This window comes from Ruegeria sp. AB11 (assembly GCF_056536325.1).
Window position 1 is genome coordinate 1,372,784 of sequence record NZ_JBQFJO010000001.1, and the last position, 25,845, is coordinate 1,398,628.

At 54.0% G+C, this 25,845-nt stretch carries 22 protein-coding genes and 1 pseudogene; 12 read left to right on the plus strand and 11 right to left on the minus strand.

Annotated features, from left to right (window positions below; genetic code table 11):
* The first annotated feature begins 44 nt into the window (after nucleotides 1-44).
* The 6 genes from ACR3EJ_RS06995 (at nucleotide 45) to ACR3EJ_RS07020 (ending at nucleotide 7,687) form a co-directional block, all read left to right on the plus strand.
* Nucleotides 45-1,487: an aldehyde dehydrogenase family protein gene (locus tag ACR3EJ_RS06995; RefSeq protein ID WP_170544953.1), complete on the plus strand. Its 1,443-nt coding sequence runs from the start codon at nucleotides 45-47 to the stop codon at nucleotides 1,485-1,487.
* A complete protein-coding gene (locus ACR3EJ_RS07000) occupies nucleotides 1,487-2,464 on the plus strand; it encodes a membrane dipeptidase (protein ID WP_170544950.1) in 978 nt (325 codons plus the stop codon). Before ACR3EJ_RS06995 ends, ACR3EJ_RS07000 begins: the two co-directional genes overlap by 1 nt.
* Nucleotides 2,461-4,146 carry a hypothetical protein gene (locus ACR3EJ_RS07005; protein ID WP_170544947.1) on the plus strand — a complete coding sequence of 562 codons (1,686 nt, stop codon included), beginning with the start codon at nucleotides 2,461-2,463 and terminating at the stop codon, nucleotides 4,144-4,146. The genes ACR3EJ_RS07000 and ACR3EJ_RS07005 overlap by 4 nt, the downstream gene beginning before the upstream one ends.
* Nucleotides 4,143-4,772, plus strand: coding sequence for a DUF3726 domain-containing protein (locus ACR3EJ_RS07010; RefSeq protein WP_170544944.1), 630 nt, complete (start codon nucleotides 4,143-4,145; stop codon nucleotides 4,770-4,772). Before ACR3EJ_RS07005 ends, ACR3EJ_RS07010 begins: the two co-directional genes overlap by 4 nt.
* Nucleotides 4,773-4,784: 12 nt before the next feature.
* Complete coding sequence (locus ACR3EJ_RS07015; protein WP_170544940.1) at nucleotides 4,785-5,795, plus strand: Ldh family oxidoreductase; 1,011 nt, start codon at nucleotides 4,785-4,787, stop codon at nucleotides 5,793-5,795.
* 77 nt (nucleotides 5,796-5,872) lie between these two features.
* On the plus strand, nucleotides 5,873-7,687 hold the full coding sequence (locus ACR3EJ_RS07020) for a BCCT family transporter (protein WP_170544937.1): 1,815 nt from the start codon (nucleotides 5,873-5,875) through the stop codon (nucleotides 7,685-7,687).
* 652 nt (nucleotides 7,688-8,339) lie between these two features.
* On the opposite strand, the gene ACR3EJ_RS07025 is transcribed toward ACR3EJ_RS07020, so the two are convergent.
* The 5 genes from ACR3EJ_RS07025 to ACR3EJ_RS07045 form a co-directional block, all read right to left on the minus strand.
* Nucleotides 8,340-9,566: a hypothetical protein gene (locus tag ACR3EJ_RS07025; RefSeq protein ID WP_480422896.1), complete on the minus strand. Its 1,227-nt coding sequence runs from the start codon at nucleotides 9,564-9,566 to the stop codon at nucleotides 8,340-8,342.
* A 9-nt stretch (nucleotides 9,567-9,575) separates the two neighbouring features.
* Nucleotides 9,576-9,809, minus strand: coding sequence for a hypothetical protein (locus tag ACR3EJ_RS07030; protein ID WP_480422897.1), 234 nt, complete (start codon nucleotides 9,807-9,809; stop codon nucleotides 9,576-9,578).
* 385 nt (nucleotides 9,810-10,194) lie between these two features.
* A complete protein-coding gene (locus ACR3EJ_RS07035; protein WP_170546663.1) occupies nucleotides 10,195-11,208 on the minus strand; it encodes a GlxA family transcriptional regulator in 1,014 nt (337 codons plus the stop codon).
* A gap of 386 nt (nucleotides 11,209-11,594) precedes the next feature.
* Nucleotides 11,595-14,876, minus strand: coding sequence for an adenylate/guanylate cyclase domain-containing protein (locus tag ACR3EJ_RS07040; RefSeq protein ID WP_170546660.1), 3,282 nt, complete (start codon nucleotides 14,874-14,876; stop codon nucleotides 11,595-11,597).
* Nucleotides 14,877-15,185: 309 nt separating this feature from the next.
* On the minus strand, nucleotides 15,186-15,431 hold the full coding sequence (locus tag ACR3EJ_RS07045) for a hypothetical protein (RefSeq protein WP_170546657.1): 246 nt from the start codon (nucleotides 15,429-15,431) through the stop codon (nucleotides 15,186-15,188).
* Nucleotides 15,432-15,721: 290 nt separating this feature from the next.
* Here ACR3EJ_RS07045 and ACR3EJ_RS07050 point away from each other — a divergent pair, with 290 nt between their 5' ends.
* The gene (locus ACR3EJ_RS07050; protein WP_480422898.1) at nucleotides 15,722-15,913 is read left to right on the plus strand and encodes a hypothetical protein; all 192 of its coding nucleotides are present in this window, start codon (nucleotides 15,722-15,724) and stop codon (nucleotides 15,911-15,913) included.
* 94 nt (nucleotides 15,914-16,007) lie between these two features.
* Here ACR3EJ_RS07050 and ACR3EJ_RS07055 read toward each other — a convergent pair whose 3' ends face one another.
* Nucleotides 16,008-16,646 (minus strand): carbohydrate porin, encoded by a 639-nt coding sequence (locus ACR3EJ_RS07055; RefSeq protein ID WP_170546650.1) that lies wholly within the window; start codon nucleotides 16,644-16,646, stop codon nucleotides 16,008-16,010.
* Between the two features lie 208 nt (nucleotides 16,647-16,854).
* Between ACR3EJ_RS07055 and ACR3EJ_RS07060 the strand changes: the two genes are divergently transcribed.
* Nucleotides 16,855-17,142 (plus strand): helix-turn-helix transcriptional regulator, encoded by a 288-nt coding sequence (locus tag ACR3EJ_RS07060; RefSeq protein WP_480422899.1) that lies wholly within the window; start codon nucleotides 16,855-16,857, stop codon nucleotides 17,140-17,142.
* Between the two features lie 235 nt (nucleotides 17,143-17,377).
* Here the strand turns inward: ACR3EJ_RS07060 and ACR3EJ_RS07065 are convergent, their stop codons facing one another.
* Together ACR3EJ_RS07065 and ACR3EJ_RS07070 are read right to left on the minus strand one after the other, a co-directional pair.
* On the minus strand, nucleotides 17,378-18,763 hold the full coding sequence (locus tag ACR3EJ_RS07065; RefSeq protein WP_170546644.1) for a mechanosensitive ion channel family protein: 1,386 nt from the start codon (nucleotides 18,761-18,763) through the stop codon (nucleotides 17,378-17,380).
* 119 nt (nucleotides 18,764-18,882) lie between these two features.
* The gene (locus ACR3EJ_RS07070; RefSeq protein WP_170475532.1) at nucleotides 18,883-19,164 is read right to left on the minus strand and encodes a glycine zipper domain-containing protein; all 282 of its coding nucleotides are present in this window, start codon (nucleotides 19,162-19,164) and stop codon (nucleotides 18,883-18,885) included.
* A 285-nt stretch (nucleotides 19,165-19,449) separates the two neighbouring features.
* On the opposite strand from ACR3EJ_RS07070, the gene ACR3EJ_RS07075 reads away from it, so the two are divergent.
* Both ACR3EJ_RS07075 and ACR3EJ_RS07080 read left to right on the plus strand, forming a co-directional pair.
* A complete protein-coding gene (locus ACR3EJ_RS07075) occupies nucleotides 19,450-20,448 on the plus strand; it encodes a lipoprotein N-acyltransferase Lnb domain-containing protein (RefSeq protein ID WP_170546641.1) in 999 nt (332 codons plus the stop codon).
* A 61-nt stretch (nucleotides 20,449-20,509) separates the two neighbouring features.
* Entirely contained in the window at nucleotides 20,510-21,628 is a 1,119-nt protein-coding gene (locus tag ACR3EJ_RS07080) for an alpha/beta hydrolase (protein WP_480422900.1), read from the plus strand.
* A gap of 712 nt (nucleotides 21,629-22,340) precedes the next feature.
* Here the strand turns inward: ACR3EJ_RS07080 and ACR3EJ_RS07085 are convergent.
* Nucleotides 22,341-22,598 carry a hypothetical protein gene (locus ACR3EJ_RS07085; RefSeq protein WP_170546638.1) on the minus strand — a complete coding sequence of 86 codons (258 nt, stop codon included), beginning with the start codon at nucleotides 22,596-22,598 and terminating at the stop codon, nucleotides 22,341-22,343.
* 764 nt (nucleotides 22,599-23,362) lie between these two features.
* Here ACR3EJ_RS07085 and ACR3EJ_RS07090 point away from each other — a divergent pair.
* Entirely contained in the window at nucleotides 23,363-24,052 is a 690-nt protein-coding gene (locus ACR3EJ_RS07090; RefSeq protein ID WP_170703687.1) for a DUF6629 family protein, read from the plus strand.
* Nucleotides 24,053-24,887: 835 nt separating this feature from the next.
* On the opposite strand, the gene ACR3EJ_RS07095 is transcribed toward ACR3EJ_RS07090, so the two are convergent.
* On the minus strand, nucleotides 24,888-24,989 hold the full coding sequence (locus tag ACR3EJ_RS07095) for a DUF2474 family protein (protein ID WP_170546632.1): 102 nt from the start codon (nucleotides 24,987-24,989) through the stop codon (nucleotides 24,888-24,890).
* A pseudogene (locus ACR3EJ_RS07100) lies at nucleotides 24,986-25,150 on the minus strand (cytochrome d ubiquinol oxidase subunit II); the annotation flags it as partial. The gene ACR3EJ_RS07095 and the pseudogene ACR3EJ_RS07100, both read right to left, overlap by 4 nt.
* Nucleotides 25,151-25,276: 126 nt before the next feature.
* On the opposite strand from ACR3EJ_RS07100, the gene ACR3EJ_RS07105 reads away from it, so the two are divergent.
* Nucleotides 25,277-25,771, plus strand: a complete 495-nt coding sequence (locus ACR3EJ_RS07105; protein ID WP_170546629.1) for a hypothetical protein — start codon at nucleotides 25,277-25,279, stop codon at nucleotides 25,769-25,771.
* Nucleotides 25,772-25,845 lie beyond the last annotated feature (74 nt).

Sequence of the window (25,845 nt, forward strand, 5' to 3'; positions counted from 1 at the left end):
AAAATCCATCCTGTGACAAACGAATTCTGACTCTGGGGCGCATTGTGACCAAACTGAACCTAATCGCCGGCGAATGGCTGGCAGGCGAAAGCGAAATCGAAAACCGCAATCCTTCTGACCTGACCGATCTGGTTGGCATGTTCGCGCAGGCCAGCGGCGACCAGCTTGAGGCGACACTGAATCAGGCACGCGTGGCGCAGGCGGAATGGGCCGCCTACGGGCTGGAGCGCAAGCAAGCAGTTCTTAACGCAATCGGCAATGAATTGATGGCGCGCGCCGAGGAACTGGGCACGCTGCTCAGCCGGGAAGAGGGCAAACCGCTGGCCGAAGGCAAGGGCGAAGTTTATCGCGCCGGTCAGTTCTTCACCTACTACGCTGCAGAATGCCTGCGTCAGATCGGTGAGAACGCAGATTCTGTGCGCCCGGATATCGAAGTGGATGTGCGTCGCGAAGCCGTTGGCGTTGTTGCGATCATCAGCCCGTGGAACTTCCCCACTGCGACGGCCTCGTGGAAGATCGCCCCGGCGCTGTGCTATGGCAACGCTGTCGTCTGGAAGCCTGCCAACATCACCCCGGCCTCGGCAGTGGCCTTGACCGAGATCATCGAGCGTCAGGATATTCCCAAAGGATTGTTCAGCCTCGTTATGGGGTCAGGGCGCTCAATCGGGCAGCGTCTTGTTGAAAGCCCCAAGGTCAATGCAATCTCGTTCACCGGATCGGTCCCGGTGGGCAAGGGCATTGCTGCCGCTGCCATTCAGAATCTTACTAAGGTTCAGATGGAAATGGGATCCAAGAACGCGCTGGCGGTTATGGACGATGCCGATCTGGATCTGGCGGTCTCGCTGGCCTTGGGCGGCGCATTCGGTGGCACCGGTCAGAAATGCACGGCCTCGTCGCGGCTGGTGGTTCATGCAGGCATTCACGATGCATTTGTCGAGAAACTGGTTGCAGGTGCGCAGGCGATGAAGGTCGGCCATGCACTGGAAGAGGGCGTTCAGATGGGCCCCGTCGTCAGCCAACAACAACTAGGCGAGAACCTCGCTTATGTTGATCTGGGCAAATCCGAAGGCGCGGAACTGGCCTGCGGTGGTCAGCGCCTTGAGATGCCGCACGATGGCTTCTACATGTCGCCGGGGGTGTTCCTGAACACCAATAATGACATGCGTATCAACCGCGAGGAAATGTTCGCGCCTTTGACCAGCGTCATCAAGGTCAGCAGCTATGACGAGGCGCTGAGCGTGGTCAATGACACCAATTTCGGTCTGACTTCGGGCATCGTTACTAAATCTCTGGCACGTGCCACTCACTTCCGCCGCAATGCCCGCACGGGTGTTGTTACTGTCAACCTGCCGACCGCAGGCACCGATTACCATGTGCCTTTCGGTGGGCGGGGTGACAGTTCTTACGGTCCGCGTGAACAGGGCAAGGCAGCGGTGGAGTTCTACACCACCGTCAAAACCGCCTATATCAGCGCAGGCCCTGTCTGATGCTGATCGACGGCCTGCAATATGCCAACTGGTCGGAGAAGATCTTCCGGCAACTGCGTGAAGGAGGCGTGGACGCCATCCACGTCACCATCGCCTATCATGAAAACTTTCGCGAAACCGTTCTGAACTTTGAAAAGTGGAATCGTTGGTTCGAGCAATATCCGGACCTGATCATGAAAGGCCGCTGGGCCAGCGATATCGACACAGCCCGCGAAATCGGGCGGACGGCAGTGTTCTTCGGTTTCCAGAACCCCAGCCCCATCGAAGACGATATCGGGCTGGTCGAAATCCTGCACGATCTGGGCGCGCGGTTCATGCAATTGACCTATAACAACCAGTCCCTTCTGGCGACTGGGTGTTATGAGGCCGAAGACACCGGCATCACCCGCATGGGCAAGCAGGTGATCAAAGAGATGAACCGTGTGGGGTTGGTGGTTGATATGAGCCATTCGGCGGACCGTTCGACCATCGAAGCGGCAGAACTGTCCGAGCGTCCCATCGCGATCACCCACGCAAACCCCCATGAATGGTCTCCAGCGCTTCGCAACAAGCGGGATGACGTGATCCGGGCGGTGACGGAAAAAGGTGGGATGCTGGGCTTTTCGGTCTATCCTCATCACCTGAGAGACAAGTCCGACTGCACATTGGAAAGCTTTTGCGAGATGATCGCCCGCACCGCTGACAAGTACGGGGCTCAGCATCTGGGGATTGGTACCGACCTGTGTCAGGACCAACCCGATAGCGTGGTCGAATGGATGCGGGTTGGGCGCTGGACAAAAGAGATCGACTATGGCGAAGGCTCGGCTTCTAACGCCGGGTTCCCGCCGATGCCAAACTGGTTCCGCGACAATCGAGATTTTGGCAATATCGAAGCTGGATTGCGTGCCGTTGGCATGAATGCCGAGGAAGTCGCCGGAATCATGGGTGGCAACTGGTATCGATTCTTTGCAGAAAACTTTGGACCTTTTAAACCATGAGTACCGTGAACCCAAATATCGAACGCCGCGATCCCGCCACGGTGATGCGCCTTTCGCGTCTGGGCTCGCTTCATCAATGTCGGCTCAGTTTTATGCGCCAGCTCACCCGTCGCATGGCGGTCGAGCAGTGGGTTTTTAGCCGCCCCGTATTCGATATCGATGACAACGGGGTTGGCCACGCGGTCTATTCCGCACAAGGACCAGATCGTACCTATTCACTGGTCGCATTCGCCCATGACCTGCCGCCCGAGCAACGCTCGGACCGTGTGATCGCCGAGGCCTGGGATGCCACCTTCACCTTGTTTGATGGTGTTCCCACCAAGGACGATATCCAACGTTTGTCTCGGAATGTACCACTGCAAGAGGCCGGGCGTGTCAGTGAAAACGAGTTGTCGCTGTCGCGTGCCAACCGTTCTGTTCGGTTGTGGGCTCATGTGGTCGACCAGTTGGCTGCAGGCCAGCAACCGGATCTCGCGCAGATCTACAAGGTTGGCTATCTGATGCGCACAACTGCGGTTTACGGATCGGGCAAGTTCGGCGCGGCGGATCGGGAAAAGATCTCTGATCGCCCCGAGGTCAGCGGCCCGTTTCAGGCCGAGATGCTGTCGGTATATCTGACGCGAATATTCGTCCGTGATCTGGTGCAGCATATGGCAAATGCCAAGGGTGGTACGCAGACCGCGCAGCTTGATCCCGATATCGCCCGCTGGCTGGGGATCGGCAACTCGACCGGATTGGGCATGGCGCCCTTCATCGTCAATCACCCAATCCTGTTCAATAACTGGATCATGGTCCGTGAAGAGGCCATCGCGCGCGTTCGGTCCCTTGATGCCGCGACAGAGGCCGAAGTGGCCATGTTCCGCGAGATTTTCGAGCGCAGTAAATTGTCGATCTCGTGGTGGCGGTCCGAACACCCGATCCAGATCGAAAAACTCACCGCACTGAATGCCGATCTGGGCGCGATAGCCGCGCATCTCGATCAGACCGATCTGACGGAAAATCAGCCTTGGGATCGCCTGATCCTGTGGTCCCGGACCGCGCTTAGCGAAGAAGGGCAAGAGTTGCTGGCTTCTTTGATTCTAGAACCATATGGCGAGTTGGTGGACGGGCTGGCCTGCTGCATGGCGGATGGCAATAGCGCGGCCTTTACAATTGACGGCGCGATGCCAGTCGCACAGGTGCGCGACCTGATCCGCTCCAGTTTTGGCTGGGCGCTCGATCTTGACTGGTCGGCGCCTGAACACTGCGCGCGCGCCTGGTATGTGTCGGAAGAAAAGCTTGAGCCTCGTTTGGGGGAACGGTTTGAAGAACCAATAGAGGAGTATGAGCAACCGCTTGCTCCGGCACGTGATTCCGCGCTTGCCCATAAGGCTTTGGCGGACTGGTCGGGCGAAAGTCCGATCGCCGAATTCCTGCTGCGCCACCCTGAACACCGCCACACCGTACGTCGTGCGCAGATGAGCCGTCTGGCACCATATGGCGAAATCAGCGACAATACGATCAGCGCGGAGGTCCTGCCGATCGACATGTTGCGCGCCAAATTGTCGTTCTTTGGTGCCACGCATTTCGACCCACGCTCGGATCGTTGGGTGCGTATTTGCATGTATTCGGGGGCACCTTACCCCGAGGAACTGAGTCCGAAAAACGCGGATTTGTGGGTGTATCCGGAGCGCGCCCAATGAGTTTTTCCCTTAATGAAATCGAAGCCACGGCCAAGCGTGCAACGCGGGGTGCGGGCTATGCCTGGGGCATCTCTGAAGAGGCCGCAAAAGCGACGCGATGGCTCTGTGCGCAGGGGCTGGACGGAACGGTCGAATTGTCGCGCGTGCTGGAAGGCGAGTTTGCCGGTTCACTGGAAGATCATGTTCCCGCAGGGCTGGACGGAGACTGGGTTGGTCGCAAAGACCTATGCCCACTGATGGTCGGTGCTCTGCTTTCCGACTGTGCGCACATGCTGTCGGCAGGCCCGATCCGGATCAGACAGGTTTCTTCGCCAATGATGCTACTGCCATTTGCGGCCTATGCTGCGCGCATACACAACACGGTGGTTTCAATCACGGCGGGCGATTTCAAGGCTTTGACGGATGGTGCGAGATTGATGCCGAGAGACGACTGCCCGATTCGCGCGGATCATGTCGAGGTTGCATTTAGCGACCTACTGATCCAACCGTGTTCACGACAGACGCGTGCAACGCCTGATCCGGCGGCATGGACGATACTCAACCGTTTTGCCCATCTTACCTATGCTCCTGCGACTGAAGAATCCCGTTTGCTCGGCGCAGGGGCCGGGCTTTCTGACAATGACTGAAAAGAGACAGACATGATTGAAACCCGCACCCTTTCACTTGCTGAAGTTGAAGACCTGTCCTTTCGCGCGCTGGTGGCTGCGGGGACGAGCGAAGAAAACGCGCGTCCTTTAGCGGTTGCGACCGCGGCAACCGAGGCTGACGGGGTTGCCAGCCATGGTCTGGCCTATATCCCGATCTACTGTGAGCATGTTCAATGCGGCAAGGTTGATGGGCTTGCACAGCCGGTTCTGGCGCAGCCACTCCCTGGCGTCGTTACAGTCGATGCTGCCACCGGATTTGCGCATTCCGCCATTGAAGCCGGGTTCGACGCCTTGATCCCCGCTGCCCGCGCGCAGGGGATTGCGGCGCTGGCGATCAGAAACAGCTATAACTGCGGCGTTCTTGGATATCACACTTATCGTCTGGCGCAGGCCGGCCTGGTTGGTCTGGGTTTCACCAACGCTCCGGCCTCAATTGCGCCCTCCGGCGGGGCCAAGCCGGTGGTCGGCACCAATCCGTTTTCAATCGCCGCTCCGGGCACGGACGGCCAGCCCGCCCTATTGATTGACCAGAGCGCCAGCACCATCGCCAAAAGCGAAGTCATGAAACACGCGCGTGAAGGCAGGCCGATCCCTGTTGGTTGGGCACTGGACGATGAAGGAAATCCAACCACTGATCCGAATGTGGGCCTCAAGGGTTCGATGGCGCCGTCGGGTGGTTATAAAGGTGTTGGCATCGCGCTGTTGACCGAAGTTCTGGCTGCTGCTCTGACCGGCGCGACTTTGGGAATCCACGCCTCTCCGTTTTCTGGCACGGCCGGTGGTCCGCCGAAGACGGGGCAGTTCTTTATTGCGATTGACGCAAATGCGACGGCGAATGACGCATTTTCAACAGGAATTGTCGATCTTGTCGAAGCGATCCGGTCGCAAGAGGGCGCACATTTGCCCGGAGATGGCCGCCGTGCAAAGCGACTGGCAGCTAAATCTGATGGCGTTGCGGTGAACGTAGCGACACTTAGCAAAATTGAGGCCCTGCTGACTTAGGGCTTTGTGGTGCAAATCCGGGGTGCCAGAAGAGAATGACCTGGAAATCGGGACACGTGCGAACAGGGAGGAATCACATGTCTATGAAGGATCCTTTTACCGATCTGGAGATCAAGCGATCTTCGGGTGGGTTTTACGAAGGCCACAGCGTCGAAATTGCCTTGCTCAGCAAGTCAATCATGGTCGCGCTGGTGATCTGGGCATTGGTCTGGCCCGCGAATGCAAACGGTGTTCTTGGCAGCCTGAACTCTCGCCTGCTGGAAGACTTTAACGCCTTCTATATCATCATCGTCGGCTTCTTTGCCTTTTTCCTGTTTGTTGTGGCTGCGCTGCCGCAAACTGGTAAACGACTCATGGGGCCGGAAGGTGAAAAACCGGAATTTTCGGATTTCTCGTGGTTTTCTATGATGTTCGGTGCCGGTCTGGGCGTCGGTCTGATGGTATTTGCCACCGCTGAGCCTCTGGGGCTTTGGGGGTCAAATCCGGTTGTGATCGCCGAACAGGTAGTTGGTAATACCGAAGAGGCACTGCAGTCCGGGTATCGTTACACCTTCCTGCACTACGGGTTTCATGCCTGGGCGATCTATGTCGTGACGGGCTTGTCGCTGGCCTACTATGCCTACACGCGCAACATGCCGCTAACGATCCGCACTGCGCTGACACCTTTGTTCGGCAAGCTGATGAACGGTTTTCTTGGCCACGTCGTGGACGTTCTGGGTGTTGTTGCAACAATCCTGGGTGTCTCGGTAACGATCGGTTTTGGCGTTTCACAGTTTATCGACGGTCTTTATGCCATCACCGGTATGGGATGGATCATGGATCTGAACGGAGAAGTGCCGACGCCAAGTACAGTAGGTCTGTTGGCGGGTCTGATCGTCATCATGGGCCTGTCGATCGTATCGGCTGTATCGGGCGTTGGTCGTGGCGTTAAGTATCTGTCTAACCTAAATCTGGTGTTGTCTCTGATCCTGCTGCTGGTCTTCGTCGTATTCGGGTCGTTCCTGTTTGCAATGACCACCTATGCAACGGCGTTCATCGACTACATCCTGCATTTCATCTCGCTCAGCTTTGGCGCGTTCAACCCGCAGTCAGCGGCAGCATTTGATGCAGCGTTGCCAAGCGAAGCTGCACCATTTGCCGATGCCCTGTACAGCGGTGCAACCAACCCCTGGGGTTCGTTTGACGGGTTTAAATCAGGACTTGAAGGCGACGCCGCAGCCCTGCCTGAATCCGTTCTCGCTTCGGTATACGCCGCAGGTGATCCGGGTCGCCAGTTTGGTTGGCAGGCAGGTTGGACCACGTTCTACTGGGCCTGGTGGATCGCGTTCTCGCCCTTCGTGGGCCTGTTTCTGGCGCGCATCTCCAAAGGGCGTTCGGTTCGTGAGTTCATCATCGGCTGTGTATTCGCACCAGCGCTGGTCTGCTTTGCATGGATGACCATTCTGGGTGGCACCGCGATCGATCTGGAACTGAACGGCACGGCCGAAGGCGCCATCATCGGTGCATCGAACACCGCCAAGCTGTTCGTGACCCTGCAAGAGATGATCTCGGGTGGGTTGCTGTCCGGTATCACAGTGATGTGCGTCGTATTGATCATGACGTTCCTGGTCACATCGGCAGACTCGGGCATTCTGGTGATGAACACCATCATGTCGGGTGGCGATCAGAATATCGGCAACAAGCACAAGATCATCTGGGGTCTCATCCTGACCGCTGTGATCGGCGCGCTTATACTTGCTGCGGGTGAGAACAACCCGATGGACGCGTTGCGAAACGCGATGATCATCGGCGCATTGCCCTTTACGATGGTGATGGGGCTGATGTGCGTGGCGCTTGCCAAGGCGCTGTATCGCGACGGATTGCGGCAAAAGCACGCTGCACCGGCTGAATAAGCTGTTGTGCCGGGCGGTCGCGATGCGGTCGCCCGGCATCATTTCGGTATTTGGCATCGCCCATCTCCGACTACCCCTCTGCATCAAATCACGCACTTAAGCTACGCCACGTACCGGAAGATACGCAGACAGGAAAATGGCTGCCTGGCTCGCCGGCAGCATCTGATCTCCTGATTGCATGGTAGGTCATGCCGCCGGTCATTCCCGCGCAAGAAACTGGTGTGGAATTTGGGCAGTTTATCAACAGCCCAAATCAGATCGAAATGGCATTCATCTTCGAACAGTATGCGCGGGACAAGGCTGGTTTAGGCGTTGATCCATCGTGCCACTATAGCGGCGAGTTGCGAAGAGGGACTGATCGTATCTCTCATACCAACACCGTCGCGTCGACGACTCAAAAAATGTTTTGAAAAATACGGCTTTCGAAAGCGCGGTTCGTTTCGAAGCGTGTCATGGCATAACCTTTTCCGAAATCTTCCATTTCTGAAGTTCTCCGGTGGTTTAAGCCAAGCCGGGGCGGCCAAAAAGACATAGTCAGCTTTGTCCCGCATGGCAGTCGTTAGAGCCATGATCGCTATGCGGTTGCTTTTGCCCAAAGCGATCGATGCTGCTGCAAAAACTACAAAGCACCGACCAAGTGTGTTGTTGCCACTTATTGAAGTGCCACGAGGCTTCTTGCTCTGTTTGGAGAAAGATCCAGCGTCGCCTGATAAGCGACCGCAGCTTCATTGGGTTTTCCAAGCTCCATCAGCATGTCCCCGAGAAGTTCTCGTGCCGGAAGGACGTGGCCGGGTGTAACCGGGCTTTTGCCAATCTTATCCTCGAGATCAGCCGCGGCTGCCTGCTTAGCAACTGCGATCTCAGAGCCCCCACCGGCCAGTTCAATCCAGGCTTCCACCGACATGATCTGTGCTTCGGTCAACTGCGCCCAATAGCCCTGCCCACGCTCCTTCATCACAGCGTGCAAAGACTTGAGCTCGGCAAGCGCGCTCTGCGCTGTATCGACATCACCGCTACGGGCCGCGCCGATACCGATCGCGAACCACCGCATGGCAACAGTTTGTGGAAATTTCTCCCATGGAATGACCGGATGCATCTCAGGCGACAGTGCCGCCGCGACGTCCCATTGTCCCTGCTCAAGAGGCAGCCGAACAGGCGCAGCCGCCAGTGCATAAGCGCTGCCGAAACTGACCTGATGATTTTGAATTGCGAGCATTTCGCCGACCAGCCCTGCAGCTTCGTCTGCATTCCCAAGTTGTAGGTGGCCGTAAACCATGTAGTCGATCGCGTGCGCATAGTGGCTTTGTACCACGTCTTTTGATTGCTCAAGAGCGGCTTCAGCGGACCGGCTATTCAGATCAATTGATTTTTCCCACTCTCCTGTTCGTGTAAAGATATGAGCGGGCATATGCAGCGCATGTGGAGCGCTTGGAGCCGTTTTATCGTATATCTCGGCGTACGGCCTGCCTCGCTCCTTGAGTGGCGGATTGTCATAGGCGTGGATCGCGTAGTGTATGACACCGGGATGTTCTGGTGCCTTTTGATGAAGCGCGTCGAGCGTATCTCCCACCTGCGACTTTACTTTGATTCCGTCGGAGCCCCGCGGCGCGGTTGCAAGGCGCGCCAGCGATGCGAAAGCCGCAGCGTCTACGTCGTCCGAATGTTGGTCCGCAGCAGCGATTTGTGTCTCTGCCCAAGAAGTAAGCTGAGCGCGGTAGCCTTCTTGGTTCGGGGCGTAGAAAGCAGCAGCAGCATCCATCATCGCTTGTTCAAGGGCGCTTTCGGTGGACATTGACGCGAGTTTTTCGGCTGCAGCAGACCCTCTCTCTGTTTCGGCTTCACTTGGAGTGCCTGGCCAAAGAGGATGAAAGTTCGACATCGCGATACCCTATTGCGCCATAGCACATGCTGGATCTGCCGCCGCTGCCATATTGAACGCTTCTTCGGCTTGAATATACATCATGTTGTGAATGAGATTCAGACCTTCGTTGAAAGCCTGGTCCGCTTTTGGGTTGCATGTCGTCTGGAAAATAGCCTCCGCTGAGACTGCGGGCACGAAAATAAAAAACGAGCTAATACAGGCGACAAAAGTATTGCGGGCTTTGGTATGCAAATGCTGCATCTATCATCTCCACATTAAATATTGTCCGAAATTGTTTGAGCGTATGGCTCGGCGGCATCATACACAAAATTGCGTGATATGTCCGAACTGTCATCTGAGCGGCGATGCGCTCTGTTCGATCGAATATTTTCTTACGCGGCGTGTCCGTGTTATCCGCTGAGCAGTCGTTCAAGCAAAGCAAACGTGCCGCCGCGCAGCTAAGGGCAGGTTTGTCCACTTACAGCAGACGCTCGCCCAAACTCTACGAGCGACCGCTTCGAGCCCAAAGTGGTCATTTCGGCATTGCATCAGCGATATCCGCTTAGTCGTCTAAACCGAGTGCAGCGAACGGCCGCTTCGAGCTCCAAAAGCGGTCAGTGGGATTGCCGATCCGCGCCACCTTCCATCAGGAGTATTTGGAGAACCGAGACTGGCCGAACATCTTGCGATGTTCGCTAGGGGTCAGCCCGGTCTTTCGCTTGAACAACCTCCTAAACGACGGCGTATCAACATAGCCGACTGCTTCTCCAATCTCTGCAACCGAGTCCTCGGTGGTTTCCAAAATTTGCCGGGCTTCTTCAATGCGAAGCGCCAAAACGTAGTCTTGCGGTGGCTTGCTGGTGGCTTTGCGAAAGCGGCGCGCAAACGTAGTTGGCGGCAAGCCGGAACGTTCCGCCATTTCGGCAACCGGGTTATCGATGGCGTAATTCTCAGCAATCCATTCCTGAGCCTGTGCTATAGCCGCGTCTGCATGGGGTGCCGTGGTAATCATTGAGCTGAAAGGCGACTGAAGCTCTCCCCGGTTGGCCATAAGCCAGACTTTTGCTGCCCGTGCCGCCCTTTGCGCGCTGCCATAGTGCGCGATCAGGAATGTTGCGAGTTCCTGCCATCCGGTTGTACCGCCCGACGTAACAGGTCCGCGAGACGCATCAGCAAAGCAAAGGCCGCGTTCGGTCCGAAGCCGCACATTTGGATAAAACTTTCGGAAGAGACCTTCCCAAGCCCAATGAGTCGTCGCTTCAACCCCGTCCAGAATACCAATTTCCGCTAGATAGACCGCCCCCGTACACGCTGAAACTATTCGCGTTTTGGACAAGTCGCGTTTAGCAAGCCACGCCAAACAAGGGTGTTGTTCGGGGTCAAGTCTGTCATGAGGTGAAAGCGTCAACCCAGGTACGACAACAATATCAGCGTCGTCTTCTTGGTCGAATGTCTGGTCTGGCACGACCCAAACGCCACTTCCGCAACGAAACCCTTCAATGTCCGGGCCAACGAGGCTGACGTCAAACACTGGCGCAGGCTCTTCGCCGCTGACCAAATGTTCCCAGTCCCGCCCCGCGGCTACCAATGTGTCATATAGACCAAAAACGCTGGAAGCGCTCGTTTCTGGAGTGGTCACGATCTGAACTGAAAATGGCATCGTCAAAATTCCAAAAGTGGTGAATTTGCCCCCTTTTTAGCCGTTCTGCCGCTCACGCCCAACAGTAAATGTCCAACAGTCTACCACCACTCGAAATTCGTAGGAGGGTTTGGGTATGGTGAACACGCTTTGGGAACAAATTTCATTCAGGATTTGGCCAACGTCCTTGCAGAGGTCAGCAGCTGCAGAAATCGGCAGAGCCGATGATAAGGAAAAAGGAGCCTGCAACTGCAAGGTTGCCAAAGGGGTATGGGAATCGGCGGTCTATATTGGACCAGGCGGTCCGCTTTTGAGAAATCGCTAGTTTGAACGACTCGATGTCCGCAGAGCGGCCAGTCGCCCACATATCCGAAGACTTCTTGCCTCGGGCAGGTAATGAGAATCCCCTACTGACCCATGGCATCGCATATCGCGGGTAAATCGACCAGAAGTTCCATCTCCAAAGCCTGGGCATGGACTTTCGAAATGAGGTCATCGTTTTTAACTGCATTCCTCGCCGCGATTATCGCTTTGGCTCTATTGATGACATATTCGGGAAGCCCCACAGGTTCGTCGCCCATGGATTTACTGAAGGCATCACAAAGCTTTTCGGCCCTCGGCCAGTCTTGGCTGTCCAGCGCGGCTTCGATGGCTGGACGGAAAAATTCAAACGTGAAATAACCTCCATGGCCAGCTGCGAGAAGTTCCATCCCTTTGTCGAGAGACTGGTTGCGCCCTTTGCCTGGTCCAAGCGCCATAGCCCGTTCGCCGTAAACCCACGGCATCGACCAAATGACGTTCAACTCTTTGGCCAGAGATTCAGCGTCATCTAGATGGCTCAACGCAATTTTTGGAGACCCGTTCACACGGTGGGCCATGGCTAGTAGGCAGTATGTGTTCATAAGAAAGCGTCGAATGTCGATGCTTTCGATCAGTTCCTCTGCGCGTCTGGCGTGTTCCATCGCCGCCTCTGCGCGTCCGGCGAGATTGTCGAGATACGAAAGCATATTGCGAGCCAGAGCTTCGGATCGAACGTCGCGCAATTCTGTCGAGTTTTCGACGACACGCTCGAAGTTGGCGCGGGCTTCCATCAGCTCGCCCCGGTAGAACGCGTTGTCGCCCAACATCTTTTCATTGACGATCGCAAAGCGGCGAAGGTCATTTGCGCGGCAAATGTCGATGCATCGGGTGTAATACGCACGAGCGCTCACAAACTTTCCGGCTGCAGCCTCGGCATCGGCAAGGCAGCTCAGCGCCTCGGCCTCTAGCTCGACAAGACCCAACTCCTCCGCAAGGTCAAGTGCCGCCTGGCTTTCGGAAAAAGTGGCCCTGTTATTGCCGCGCGCAAACTCGATTGTCGCTCGCCGTCGATGGATTAGCGCCTGCTCTTTCTTCAGATTCAGATCCGACGCGATGGCGGCTGCTTCGTTGAGCAGGTTGTCGGCTTCAGAGTGTCGGTCCGACCTAAGCAACGCAAGCGCATGTCCGGTCAGGCAATGGCACGCATCAATTCTTGTCGGCGCGATCGAAGTCGCTGCTTCCCATACGGACGCAGACTCATCGAACTGGTTCAGGATCTCTAGGATCTCTCCATCAAACTTCAAAAGCTGAAATCGAAGCCTGTCCTCATCCACAATTTCCAATCCCCGACGCAGCAATTCGAGCGCCTTCTCCGGTCGGAAGTCTGCGGCTACGGCAGTTGCGGCGGCGAGATAGGCATTGGCCGCATCTGGATCCTCAGCCCGATCCAAATGTTCCGACCAAAGCACCGGGTCCCTGTCCTGAAACCACTCAGCTGCGCGCAGATGAAGCTGCCGTCTCCGACTGCCAAGTAGCGAGGCATAAACCCCGTCCCTGATCAGAGCGTGTTCGAATAGAAAATCCTCACCCTCTGGTTTCAGAAGCCGGTGTTCGACAAGGCCCTGGGCGTCATAGCCAGGTTCGCACGCCATGTGACGCAGCAATTCGAGTGTCATTTTCTGCCCGATCGCAGAGCCTGCCTGCAGCACCGCTTTGTCGACCGGAGAAAGCCGGTCTATCCGGGATAGGACAAGACCCTGAATTGTACTCGGAAGGGTTTCCTCTGTGATCTCGTCAAGGTTTCGCATCAGGAGTTCCAGGTAAAGCGGGTTGCCGCCTGACCTTTCAACAAATGCGCCAAGATCTTGTTTGGCGTTCGGCACAAGGCTTTCCGCAAGTGCACGGGATTCTCGCCCTGACAGCGGTTGGAGCTCCATAACGCTGTGTGAGGCCCCGCTCATCTTGCCAAACCAGTCTCCTTGCGTTGAGGCCCCCTCAATTCGCGACGTCATGACGAGCAGGACCGGCGTGTCCGCAATCTCGCGGGCAAGATCCGAAAGGTAAGCTTGGGTTTGAGCATCGGCCCAGTGAATGTCTTCAACGATTACCAACAGTGGATTCTCTTCAGACTGGGCAAGAACGAGTTTCGTAAGCGTCTCGCGACACCCCGCTTCGCGCGCCGCATAGTCCATGTTGTTGTATATCGCCTTAGATTCAGGGCTCCGCGGCACAGCCAAAAGGTTCGCTGCAAAGACTCTCAGATCTTCAGGCAACCAGCCCTTCGCAATCGCCCTCTGCAGCGCAATTTCCTGATCTTCCGCATCGCTACTTTGCGGAATGGCGAGCAAACCGAGAAGCAGAGCATTGATGGTGTCGTTTCCGTGCGACGTACCGAAGTCGAGCACAAGGCCCCTAATCGACTTGAAGCCTTGAGACTCTGCATCCTCGATGAATGCTTCGACCAACCTGGTCTTTCCGATCCCCGGATCGCCTCGCACGAGAAGGCAACACCCTTCGCCTGCGAAGACGCATTCCTCGCGCAACGCCCGGAATTGGCTGAGTTCCATACGCCGCCCAAGAAGTTTGCCGACAGGTCGCTTGGCAGTTTCGGCCAATGGCCCCTCGACGCTCCATGCCCGCACGGGTTCTGCAATACCCTTCACCGTCAGGCTTCCACGATCCACGCACAAAAACCTGCGGGAAACAGCCTCATACACATCGTCTGAAACAAGCGTTTCGCCGGACTCCGCGAGGTCGTCGAGGCGGGACGCAAGGTTAACAGTCATCCCGATCACTGTGTATTCGCTGAATGCGTTACTTCCCGTCCCGCTTGCCACAACTTCACCACTGGCGATGCCAACATGGGCCGAGAGTTCGCGTCCTATTGAATGGCTGAGTTCGCCCATCGCCCGATGGATATCCAGCGCTGCCCTGACCGCGCGTTCTGGATCGTCGGTATGTGCAATCGGAGCGCCGAAAACTGCCATTACACCGTCCCCGATGTGCTTATCGATCTGCCCGCCGTAGCGCTGGATGACCGCGTCGGTGGTGTCGAAATAGCGATTGAGAATGGCGTGCAGCTCTTCCGCGTCGAGCTCTCCGGATAACGTGGTGAAACCAGCAAGATCGGCGAACAAAACTGTCACTTGCCGTCTTTCCCCATCAAATTCCACCGAACGGCGACGGCATTCAACCGCGGGACTATCCGGGTCAGACAGCAATTTCGTAGCAGCCTGAAGCCTGCGCCGTGGTCCAAGTGGAATTCCCAGGTCCCTGAGATCTTCATCTGTCAAAAATCGAAGGTCGTTGAGTTCGACCCTATTCTCGTCAAAAATGTCCTCGAATTCGCCGAGCCCGTTCTTGTTCAGCCAATCACCGAGATCGCTCATAGACTTCGCCCCTTATGCGCTCAGTCTATACACTAGTCTGATGATTCACCATCGTTGCGCATGCGGCGTTGAAGTAACTATGCTGCAGCTAATCAATTGTCTGCTCTGTCCGCAAAGCAGGCATTCAGGTGAAATCCGCGAATGGCTGCATCGAGCCCGAAGCGGACGTGCATCATGTCGGCGCTGCTTTGCGGATTATTCCAACTGAGACGCGACACAAAAACAAAGTAAGGACGCCGATCATTAGAACGACGCCCTCCAAAAATGATAACTTGTACTCAACTATGTTCGGTACATGAAGGTGGTTTATTAATTCTTTCCGCGCGAGACTTGCTGTCCCGAAACCACACGACTGCCGGCGTTGCCCCAACCGCTATCACTCGTGTCACCATCGATAGCGTTTTTACCACTGACCGACGGTGCAGCAGCTCCAATTCCCGGCGAACTGGAAAGAGTGTCCGCCATATTTTTCGCGGCATCGGAATTACCGTTAGCCATGGCAGGTGCAGTGAACGCGATGAGCGCGGTAGTGGAAAGTACGAAAAGCTTTTTCATTTTTAGCCCCCATTTGTTTCGATATAGGACTTACGTTTGACGTCGTTAACCGGATCAAATTTGACAATTAATATACTCGAAACAAACTGTTTCTGAAAAATCAACAACGCACGCAGCCGCGATGCAAAATGCCAGGCACCCAGAACATGAAAAAGAGCAGATTGCCCGAAATGCCAGTAGCTGCAGTTGAATTCGCAAAGTAGGCAAGTGTTGCGTCTCGGGAAGGGATGGAAATAGCCTCACCCCCGCAAACAATAGTAATTGGGCGCTGGTGTTGCACGGAACGCCACATGGATGACAGCTTAACAACGCTCGTATGGACGGTAAATGACGGCTTTGTCCGGCAACTCTGCCGTTCAGCAGATTTCAGCGAACGTCCGCTGCCGTTCAATGCAGACCTTCAAGCGAAAATTCTCGGAATGACCACCAACAATAACCGATATCCGTTCTCAAACCGTCATCTGACTGAAAGACCCAGATGACTGCCTCGAGCCCGGAGCGGACGGTTTGTTCAGTCATTGCAAATGTCCAATCCCAAGCGGAAAGCAGACAATCGCGCCAGCCGTCCCGTTCCCATTACAAGTTAATCCTGAACCTAAGGCCGAACACTAGCGGGTCGCGATCATTGAAGCCGGGATTGCTGAGGTATTGCACGTCCGCTGTCAGGGCCATGTTGTCCGCGAGATCAAGCCGATAAAAGACTTCGGTCGTGGTCTGCGTCGGAAGCGTTGGGTCAACCAGTTCGGCGAACGTTACCGCAATGCCGAAGAGGTCGTCGTAAAACCCCGGCCTCCACATCAGGCCTATTGTGCCTGCTTCCCGGGCTATAGGAGTGTCTCCATCGGATTGCCCATAGCGACCGAAGATCATCAGATCATTGTCGAAGGTGTGGTTCGCGGAAACGACCCAGCCCGAGCTTGAGGGAACCCCGGCCTGTATTCGCTCGTCGACATGATAGTAGCCGAGGTGGACGTTGGTCAGGTAGCGTTGGTCCCGGGCCGGGGTCCATCCGATCTCAGCATATTTGAAGAACTCCGAACCGCCCGGAAACCACTCGACATCCGTCAATGATCCATTGGCGTCTGATGCAATGGCCAAGGCGTAGATCTGGTCGGTGAGATAAGCACCTCCCCCAAAGCCGAAGCCTGGGTCGGGGATCGCCAGAACCGGGTTGTAGTTGATGCCAAAGTTCTGAAACCCGGTTCGCGGGTTCACATATCCAAGAATGTCGAGATAGTCCGCCGGGTCGATCCGCCCGAATACAAGCCCTCCGGCACCATTGAGGATCGTCTGCGACCAGTAGGCGACCGAGAGGCTGTTGCCAGTGTCTCCAAAGGTCAGGCCGGTCAGACCGGCATAGCCGACCTCTCCGGCAAGACCCGCTGGCGTCTGTTCGAGGCCCAGCTTGTGCCGGTTCTCGAGAATGAAAACCAGGCTGCCGGGGTTGCCGCCTCACTGTGGGTTGTCCGTCAGGGCTCTCCAAAGGATGCTGAAAGATCGCGGTACAAGCTTCCGGAAGCTCACTTCAGAGCTGAGAATCGAAACTGCGGCGGAATTGCTGAAAACGAGCGACCTGCCAGTTGTCGGTATTGTGCAGGAAGTTGGCTTCACGTCATCTTCCAGCCTCGCAAAGGCGTTTCGAAAGCGGATGGGTGTGTCTCCAGAAGAGTTCAGAAGCGACAGAGCAGACGTTCGCCCGCGAAGTCAGTAAAGGCAGTTATGTTGTGCGATCTGTGAGTTCGACCGCGGCGCAGCGAAAGGGCACAGTATCCCAGACCCGTCATTCGTACTTTCCGCAGCTAAGGTGTCAAATGAGCCCAAAGCAGGCACTCATTTTAGGTTTGCAGCGGCTCTCGTACTCCGCAAAGCAATCCTTGGCGCCTGATTTGACCACGTCAGCTGCATGCACCCGAGGCTAATTCTGGTTCCGTTATGAATGCCTGCACTCAGCCTGCTTCAGGCACATCGCGAAATGCGTGAAATGTTGGCCTATGCATTTTTTGAATCTCCACAGTATGTGGATAGGGAATGGAAACATCGTTTGCATCAAAGGCCAACTTGACGGCTTTAGTGATTGCGAATTTTAGTTCCCAGTAGTCCTCGGATTTACACCAAAGCCGCGCGGTAAGATCCACAGAGCTTTCGCCTAGGTTTGTCACGCGCACCCAGGGCTGCTCCGGGTCATCCAAAACGCGTCCGTCTGCCTTTGCTACTTCGAGAATTATCTCAGCTGCCTTATCAGGGTTATCCCCGTAATCGATACCAAAAACCAAATCGACCCGACGTTTATCAGAGGCTGTGGAATTCAGTATCACGTCACCCCAAACCATGGAATTCGGTATTACAATGACCTGATTGTCTGGCGTCAGGACAGTGGTTGAAACAATAGAAACGGACTTGACCGTTCCGGAAGTGTTTCCAGCTGTAATGTAGTCACCTTCATCGAACGGATTGTTGATCATTAGCATTACACCAGCTGCAAGGTTCCCAAGCGTTTCTTGCATTGCAAAGGCGAGGACAAACGAGCCACCTCCGACGATTGCGAATAACGCCGTGATGTCGACGCCCAATGAAGAAAGCACCACGAGGAATCCAATTCCCATCGTAAGCCAATAGATTACCCTTGCTAAAAACGCGGGCATCAGCTTCGGCATGCCCCGCATCCGCCTAAACACACGCAACGAGAAGGTCGACATAGCTTTGGCCACGACAAAAAGTGCAAATAACGACGCGGAAAGCGAGATCATGCTGATCGCAAACTTGCCGCCACCATCAGTTGATCTTACCCATGTGAGAGCTTTTCTACCCAGGTCTTCCCAACTGGAACTCTGCGTTTCATCTGCGATGATGGCACTTCGGTAAGCGCGGTATGTGCCCACTTCCATTTCATCACCATTCTTCTTTTCCAGACTCTCAACAACCGCCGAAAATCGCTTGAATGCCTCATTGCGATCTTCAGAAAGATGTAGGATGCGGTCGAAGTCGGCTTCTGACGTGCCATCACCCTCGTTTGCAGCCGCGATAGTCGCCTCGACCACGGCTTTGGTTTTCTCGCGCGCGATTTCTTGCCAGCGCACAGCAAGAGAAGATAGCTCATCTTTGGTCAATGGTATTAGCTGAAGCTCAAACTCCTCCAATTCGACTCGGGGATCGTCGAACCCCGAAGGATACGGCACTTCTGCCTTCTCAATTTCTGAGGTTGGACTTGCTTCCGGTACTGATTGCTCGTTCGCAAAAATAGGCGTTGGCAATCCTGCGGCCAGAGTCAGCAGAAGAGGTGCGAGGAAGCACAAGGCTAATCTTGACCAAATTGATGTACCGGAAGATTTCATTAGTACTTATCCATATTCGATTGTTTTTTCTAGCCGCGAAACAAGGGCCTGCAGCGGTGTGACACCAGATACCGCCAGTAAAGCAGTCTTTGGTCCGCCATGACGGCATAAGTTTTTTCCTAGTCGTTGTGACTATTTCGGTCGTCGCGGCGCTCCTCTGCGCGGTCCTGCGCGTCTTCGAAATTGTCCTTCTTGATCGCGCCGCTCACGGCGCCAACTGCCGCACCGGCAGCAGCCCCGCCAACGACGTTCTCGCCAGCAATGGCAGCGACGGTGGCACCAACGACCGCGCCTTTGACGGCTTGGTCCGCGACGTAGTCAGCCTGAGCCGTCGCTGCCATTGTGATGAGAATTGCCCCTGAGATAGGAGCAATAACGAACTTCTTTGTAGAGTTTTTCATTGGTTACATCCTTGTTCTACCCAAGCAACCACTGCGGTTGCCTTGTGTTATCGAATTAGGTGGGACCACCGTCTGCTGTCTTTTGCCGTCGGGACAAGGTTTTGCGGATGCTGGACACTCTCTGCTATTTGGGGATTTTCAGCTGTATCCACTAAAGTGATATTTGCACTTGCGCGCCTTCGTTTCTTAGATCTGCTGTTTCAAGAAACTGAAGATTTGACATCGCATGGTCCGTTGGTCGTGCTAGCTTAAGATTGCTCACATCATTTGGAGGAGCATTCTAGAATGCGAGTTGTCTTTACGGTTCTAAGTGTTTCAGTGCTTCTTCCTGCCCTGGCTTATTCCGTAATTTGGGGAACTCTCGCTCTATGGTTCAAACTTCCCGGACCCGAGTGGCTGAAGTGGGTCGTTTGCGGTGGTTTCGCAGTCTTCGGCATGGGAACGCTAGTCGCAATGTTTACACGGGCGCGGTGGCGCTGGCTCGTTGTTTTCGCAACAGCTCTTGTTGCACTGAATTTGTGGTGGAACACGCTGGTTCCGCCGTCCGCGGGATATTGGTCTCCGGAGGTCGCGCAACAGGTAACAGGGTCAATCGACGGGGACATCTTAACACTAGAGAATGTACGGAACTTCGATTGGCGAAGCGAAACCGACGTGACGGAGACATGGGAAGCACGCAGTTACAATCTCTCGCAGATTGAGACAGTGGATCTTTTTATGTCGTATTGGGGTGGGCCATCCATGGCGCATATGATTTTGAGCTTTGGCTTCAAAGACGGGCGGTACCTTGCTTGGTCAAATGAAGTCCGTCGAGAGAAGGGTGTTTCTTTCTCGCCAGTTGCTGACTTTTTCAAAGCGCACTCGATTGCAGTTGTGGCGAGCGAAGAAAAAGATGTTGTCGGCTTACGCTCGAACATTCAGGGCGCTCGCGTTCAGATTTTTAGACTCAGAACAGTGCCTGGGAATCGTAGAAAGCTTCTCGAAGGGTATGTTGCAGCGGCGAACGGGGTCGTAGAAAAACCGCACTGGTTTAATTCCGTGTTCACCAATTGCTCACGTACAGTGGTCCAGATCGCACGGCATATTGGCATCAAAATACCGATGGATTGGAGAATCATTGTCAACGGGTATTTCCCATATTTTCTTTATGATCATGGGGGCATGAACACTGATCTATCGATCGAAGAGATATTTCGATTGGGGGATATCACTGAGAAGGCTGAGGCCTTCGGCTTGGTGGACGGCTATTCGGAGGCCATACGAGTAGGTGTGCCCAAACCTTAAAAGATGATATTTACTAGATGCACTTACAATCACATTGGATGCGTCAAATAGGGCTGCTCACATGACCAAAAAAAGCGAAGTGTTAAAGCTCACTCTGCTCATTTTGGGGCTAATGGTTCTGGTTAGTGCGTGTTCACGACCTCCTGAACTGGTCGGGATAGAAAATCCTGAGGTTAGCATTGAAGACCAAGCTGGAGTGAAGAAGCAAAAAATCTTCATGGCGACGACTAGGGCGGCAACAGGTGTGCAGGGTGTTTTTTTCTCCGGAGACAGAGCAAAAGAAGTCGGTTTGGCGTCGGTCGATGTGACAATTCCTCCAACGCATGAGATTGGCGAATTGAAACGACCCAAGAAGTTGCCCCCTGATCCGAGCAAAGAGTTCACAATAATAGACCCTATTGTCTATTCCAGCGATGCAAGGTTTATTTCCGCGGTAAACAAGGAATTGAACTCTCGCCCACCTTCTAAACGCACAATCCTTTTCTTTGTGCACGGCTATAATAACACTACCACTGATGCACTTTTGAGGCTTGCGCAGTTCGTTGAGGACTCTGGATACGAAGGAGTGCCCGTTTTAATGTCTTGGGCGTCCTCTGCTCAGACAACTGGGTATGTCTACGACTTAAACAGCACGCTGATTGCACGCAGTAAACTTCCTGAAGTTGCGAGTGTTCTTCAACAGACCAACGCTACAAGTGTCAATATATTCGCTCATTCGATGGGTTGCCTTTTAACTATGGAAGGTATTGTCAACTCCGTCGAGACTGGTCGCGCGCGAGGCATCACGAGAGTTGAAAACATCATGCTTGCTTCGCCAGATATCGATATCGACTTATTCAGAAGCCACATGGAGGCGATCCCCCAGTCGATCACCGAGAAAATCTTCATTTTGACGTCAGAAGATGACAGTGCTTTGAAATTCTCACGCCGATTGGCAGGTGGCATCCCTAGGGTTGGGGCATCTGATGCGGAGGAACTTGAAAAAGAATTCGGAGTTCTTGTCATAGACCTATCCGACATTGAGAACTCCGATTCTGGAAGCCACAGCAAGTTCACTGGGTCGCCGGAGGTCGTGCAGTTGATTGGGTTGGGTCTAAATTCAGCGAGCAGATTTGGAACCAGTTCAGCGCCTCCAATCGAACGGATTATGGCAAACTCACCCATTAGAGTGTTTGACTGACGCTAAAATACTATTTGTTCGCCGATCTGGCGACCTGTGATCAGGTATCTATAGACTTCTTGCAAAGTTGCTCGATCGAGTCGTCCGTTGGCCTGAAGCAATTTGCGAAGCATGCCGCCTTCGATCAATGAGGCGTTCACGACAAGGCGAACCATCGGGAGCGGTGGCAGTTTGGATACTAGACTGAAACGTCATCGGGCCAATCAAAGCTCCCGCGCCGACGGAAGCTTGCACACTCGCAGCGCGGGAACGCCCGATTTGCAAAGAGGGCTGTGCATACCGGGTACTGGGAATACGGACAAATAGATAGCCCAGACCACAAAAAGCCCGTGCTTTTACTGCAAGGGATGGTAAGAGCGGGCGGCCGTAGGGCATTCAATATTTACGTTGTGTGTCGCTGATCTGATCGACGAAGCTGAGCAACTGACTAAGTGAACCTCCTGGAGGTGCGGCGTGGGCCGCCGCAACGGAGGGATAGGCCAAAGGTTGGACGAACATGGAGGCCGCGCCTGTGCCAGATGGCGGCAAGATTCAGCGATCTACGCTTCCGTACGACGGCTGGCAGGTGGGACGCGACTATGTTCCAGTTCTGCCGCAATTTGCGGGTCTTGAACCATCACGGCGTCGAACCGCCAGACCACTCCATACTGACCGAGCAGGAACTCTGTGGACCACCGGGGTACAGAAGAAACCCGCTAGCAACAGAAGCCAATTAGTCGATTTTAGTCGCTTCCGACTTTCTGAACACCAACAGTGTTACAAAGAGACCGCCTATCAGTAGCATATGCGCCGCCGCTGTTACGCCGAACACGAAGTAACTGCCGACCATAAGCGAGAAAATTGCGCTCCACATCCATGCCAACATTTGCATCAGCAAATGGGCCACGGGTAAGGACTGATTTCTTAGTGGGTTTTTGGTTTCATCCATTACTGAAGCCCATGTGGTTTTCACGTCTAAACTATTGGTCATGATTTTCCTCCCAATTCCAATTAATTCGTGATCTCAGTTCCACTGAGCGTAACTGGAGTGTTCGCTGCCAGTGGAGCAGCGGGAACAAATTACAAGACAAACCGTTCGTGATTTGTGATATTGTTAATACGTACAATTCAGACGGTTGGACCGAAAAAAACGGCGCCCGAGGGATGGGTGGTACGCGCAGGTTACAGGTTTGGGGTGCATGTGACAGCCGGCAAAGCCCGGATTGGATTCGCAACTCGCGCCATCAACTGGACCGGAGGGACGGATCGTTGGCAGCGCGGCTAATTCCGAGTGATGGATACTTTTTAGTTAAGGTGAGCCTCAATGCCGCGATTTTTCCTGATAGCTGCAAGCCAGCGTTGAAGTCACTTCCTCAACTGTAAACTCAAGGCCGGAGCGATTTCGTTGGTCAAGACAAACAGCATGGGGAAGAAGGTCAAAAGACGAGCCCGAAATTCCGCGTAGCACAGGCTATCGGCATTCCTTGATACGTCGGAAGAAAACATAAAGAAACTTAACTTTTTAACCAATTTCTTCGCGGACCCGGCCGCTGAGATCGTCGGCGCTTAACGACCAACATTCCGCTGGTTGGTCCGATTTGACTGGTCCGAATTTACCTGACAGCACCGTTTCCTAAATAGTTGGCCAGACAACAGACAATGCCCCCTTTAGGCAGCACAAGCCAGTACTTCGGAATGAAAAGTGTTCTTTGCTTCAACGACTTCAGCTATGTAAAACGGCAGAGGTGTCTAAGCATGTGTTTCTCATCACAAGCCAGTTTTGTAGCCGGTGCAGCAATCATAGCCTGCAGTGGTCTTACGATACGTTTGGCGTTGCAAATGGGCGAACGATTTCTTCCGCTAGCCAGCTTTCCACTTTTCTTTGGGATTCAGCAATTGTCCGAAGGCTTCTTGTGGGTGTCCATTGACAACCCGTCGGCAAACCCTTCTTCGGCAGCTGCGTTGACGTTTCTCTTCTTTGCCTATTTCTTTTGGCCGTTTTGGGTTCCGCTGTCCGCGGCTTCGATTGAACGTAACCGGGGTCGCAGGCTCATATTCCAAGGGATTTGCGGAATTGGTTTTTGCTTAGGCTTGTTGCTTTACTTGCCAGTGTTGTTGTCACCAGCAAACCTAGATATTGGCCTAGCTCAACACTCCATTCAGTATGAAAACATAGAAACGTTCCCGTCCGAAACTACGAGGAACTTTGCACGTGTTTTCTACGCTTTGGTGATCTGCGTTCCGCTTGTGGGATCGAGCGATAAAGGCTTACGAGGTTTCGGGTATCTAATTGTCGTTTCCGTTGCTTTGGGGTTCTTCTTTGCTTCTCATGCCTTCACGTCAATCTGGTGCTTCGTTGCGGCAGGTTTGTCTGCCTACATCTACTTCGTTCTAAAGTTTCACTATTGGGAGGCAGACCGCTTAGGTGGAGCTGCCGAAGGTTGAGGGACATTTTGAAAAATGCGTTTAAGTGCGGGCAGGGGGTTTCACTGGAAAGCCGTCATCCGACAGTTTTTATCAAATGACCGCGTTGAGCCCAAAGCGGAAGTTCACTCGCCTAAGGTGAATCGAGTGGTTTTGGACGATTTTGCATTAGCCTGATTCCAAGTAGCAAGGACAAACATCCAAACGCCAATCCCATTGCGAGGGCATTGGCAACGAAGATACCGCCAAACAGGGATATCGCTGTTTTTCCCGCCTGCTCGATAGACGTGTCTACTACGATCGATAACCAGTCTTGCAGGTATAATGCGAACAGGACCGAGAGCCCCACGGGCGAAATGATGAGCGCTGTACCGAGAGAGGCCAATCCTCGCCCGAGGACAGCCCGCAGTGTTGACCCTTTCAAAACTATTGCGGCTGTGAAAGCAAAAACAACAAATGCAGAGAGCAGGACTAGCAACATGTCCACACTTGGAGAGAGATCTTTCGTGACCGTCCCTGCTAGGGCCGAGGTGAAGGGCAATAGAACAAAGGTCGCAAGCCCTGCGGCAAGGTGCCCGGTGAACAATTTTGGCAACTTGCCAGACGAGCGTTTGTCGCTCCGGTTTTTGGGTTTAGGTGGTTTGGGTAGATCCGGATCAATCTGATCCCACCGCACGGATATTGGTTTTGGACGAGAAAGCATAACATCCCCCTTGGATTGTAAAATTTGAGACGACCTAGCCAGCCGATTGTTCTTGGGAATTTGGTAGGCCGGAACGGAGTTTCTTTCGGCGCTTGGACTAATATTTGCGTGATCTAGACATGCCGACGCGCGAACATTGGTATCCTTGCCATTTCAAGTGATGAACATCCTGATTACGTAAGCGACAGTGGTTAGGCACAAGACGCTGCCGAACCAGATTGCGCTAAACCAGAAAACTTGCTTTAGCAGTTTCAATGGTAGCTCTCCTCTGGATCGATCTTTCCGCGGAAAACCCAGTACGTGTAGGCGGTGTAGGCCAGGATCACAGGCAGCAGAATGACGGCTCCGATCAGAGCAAAGGCCAAGCTGCTGTCCGGCGCTGCGGCTTCGGCAATCGTTAGGCTTGGGGGTATTACTTATGTCATCACAACGGCTGTTCTGAGCGTGGAAAGTCCATTCCTCGCGATAAGCTCGAAAAACAGTTCGAACAGCTACTCAAAGACCTTAGCCCCACAAGCGAGACGCATGAACTAGCCTCGAAGATGTTTCAAGATGCTTGGGGCAAGCATCGTTCGAGCACCAAAGACCAAGAACGTCGGTATCGAACTCGAATAAAGGACATTTCAGATGAAATAGAGTCACTGCTTGTTCGAGTACCTCGAACTAAACATGAAGAAACGGCGATGGCGTATGAAAACAGAATTGCTGAATTGCGTTCCGAAGCCCGCCTGCTTGAGGAAAAAATATCAAATCAGCAGGCTTCCGAAGGAAACTTCGACAAAATGTTCGAACTCTCGATGTCATTTCTGTCAAACCCTTATGATATATGGAAAAAAGGCACATATGAGACAAAAAAGACTGTCCAGCGGCTGGTATTTTCAGCACCACTAGTGACATGTCGCAAAGAGGGACTTCGAACCGGAGAAACCACTATACCTTTCAAGGCGTTGAGGTTTTTCTCAACGTCGGAAAGCAAAGTGGTGCTGCTGGAGGGCATTGAAACCCAATATGTAGATGTCTCAAAAAATCTCAGATAGAGATTAACTATATGAAAAGGCTTAACTTACCTCCTTCATTCGATCTCAATTAATCTCGACTAACGGCAGCACAT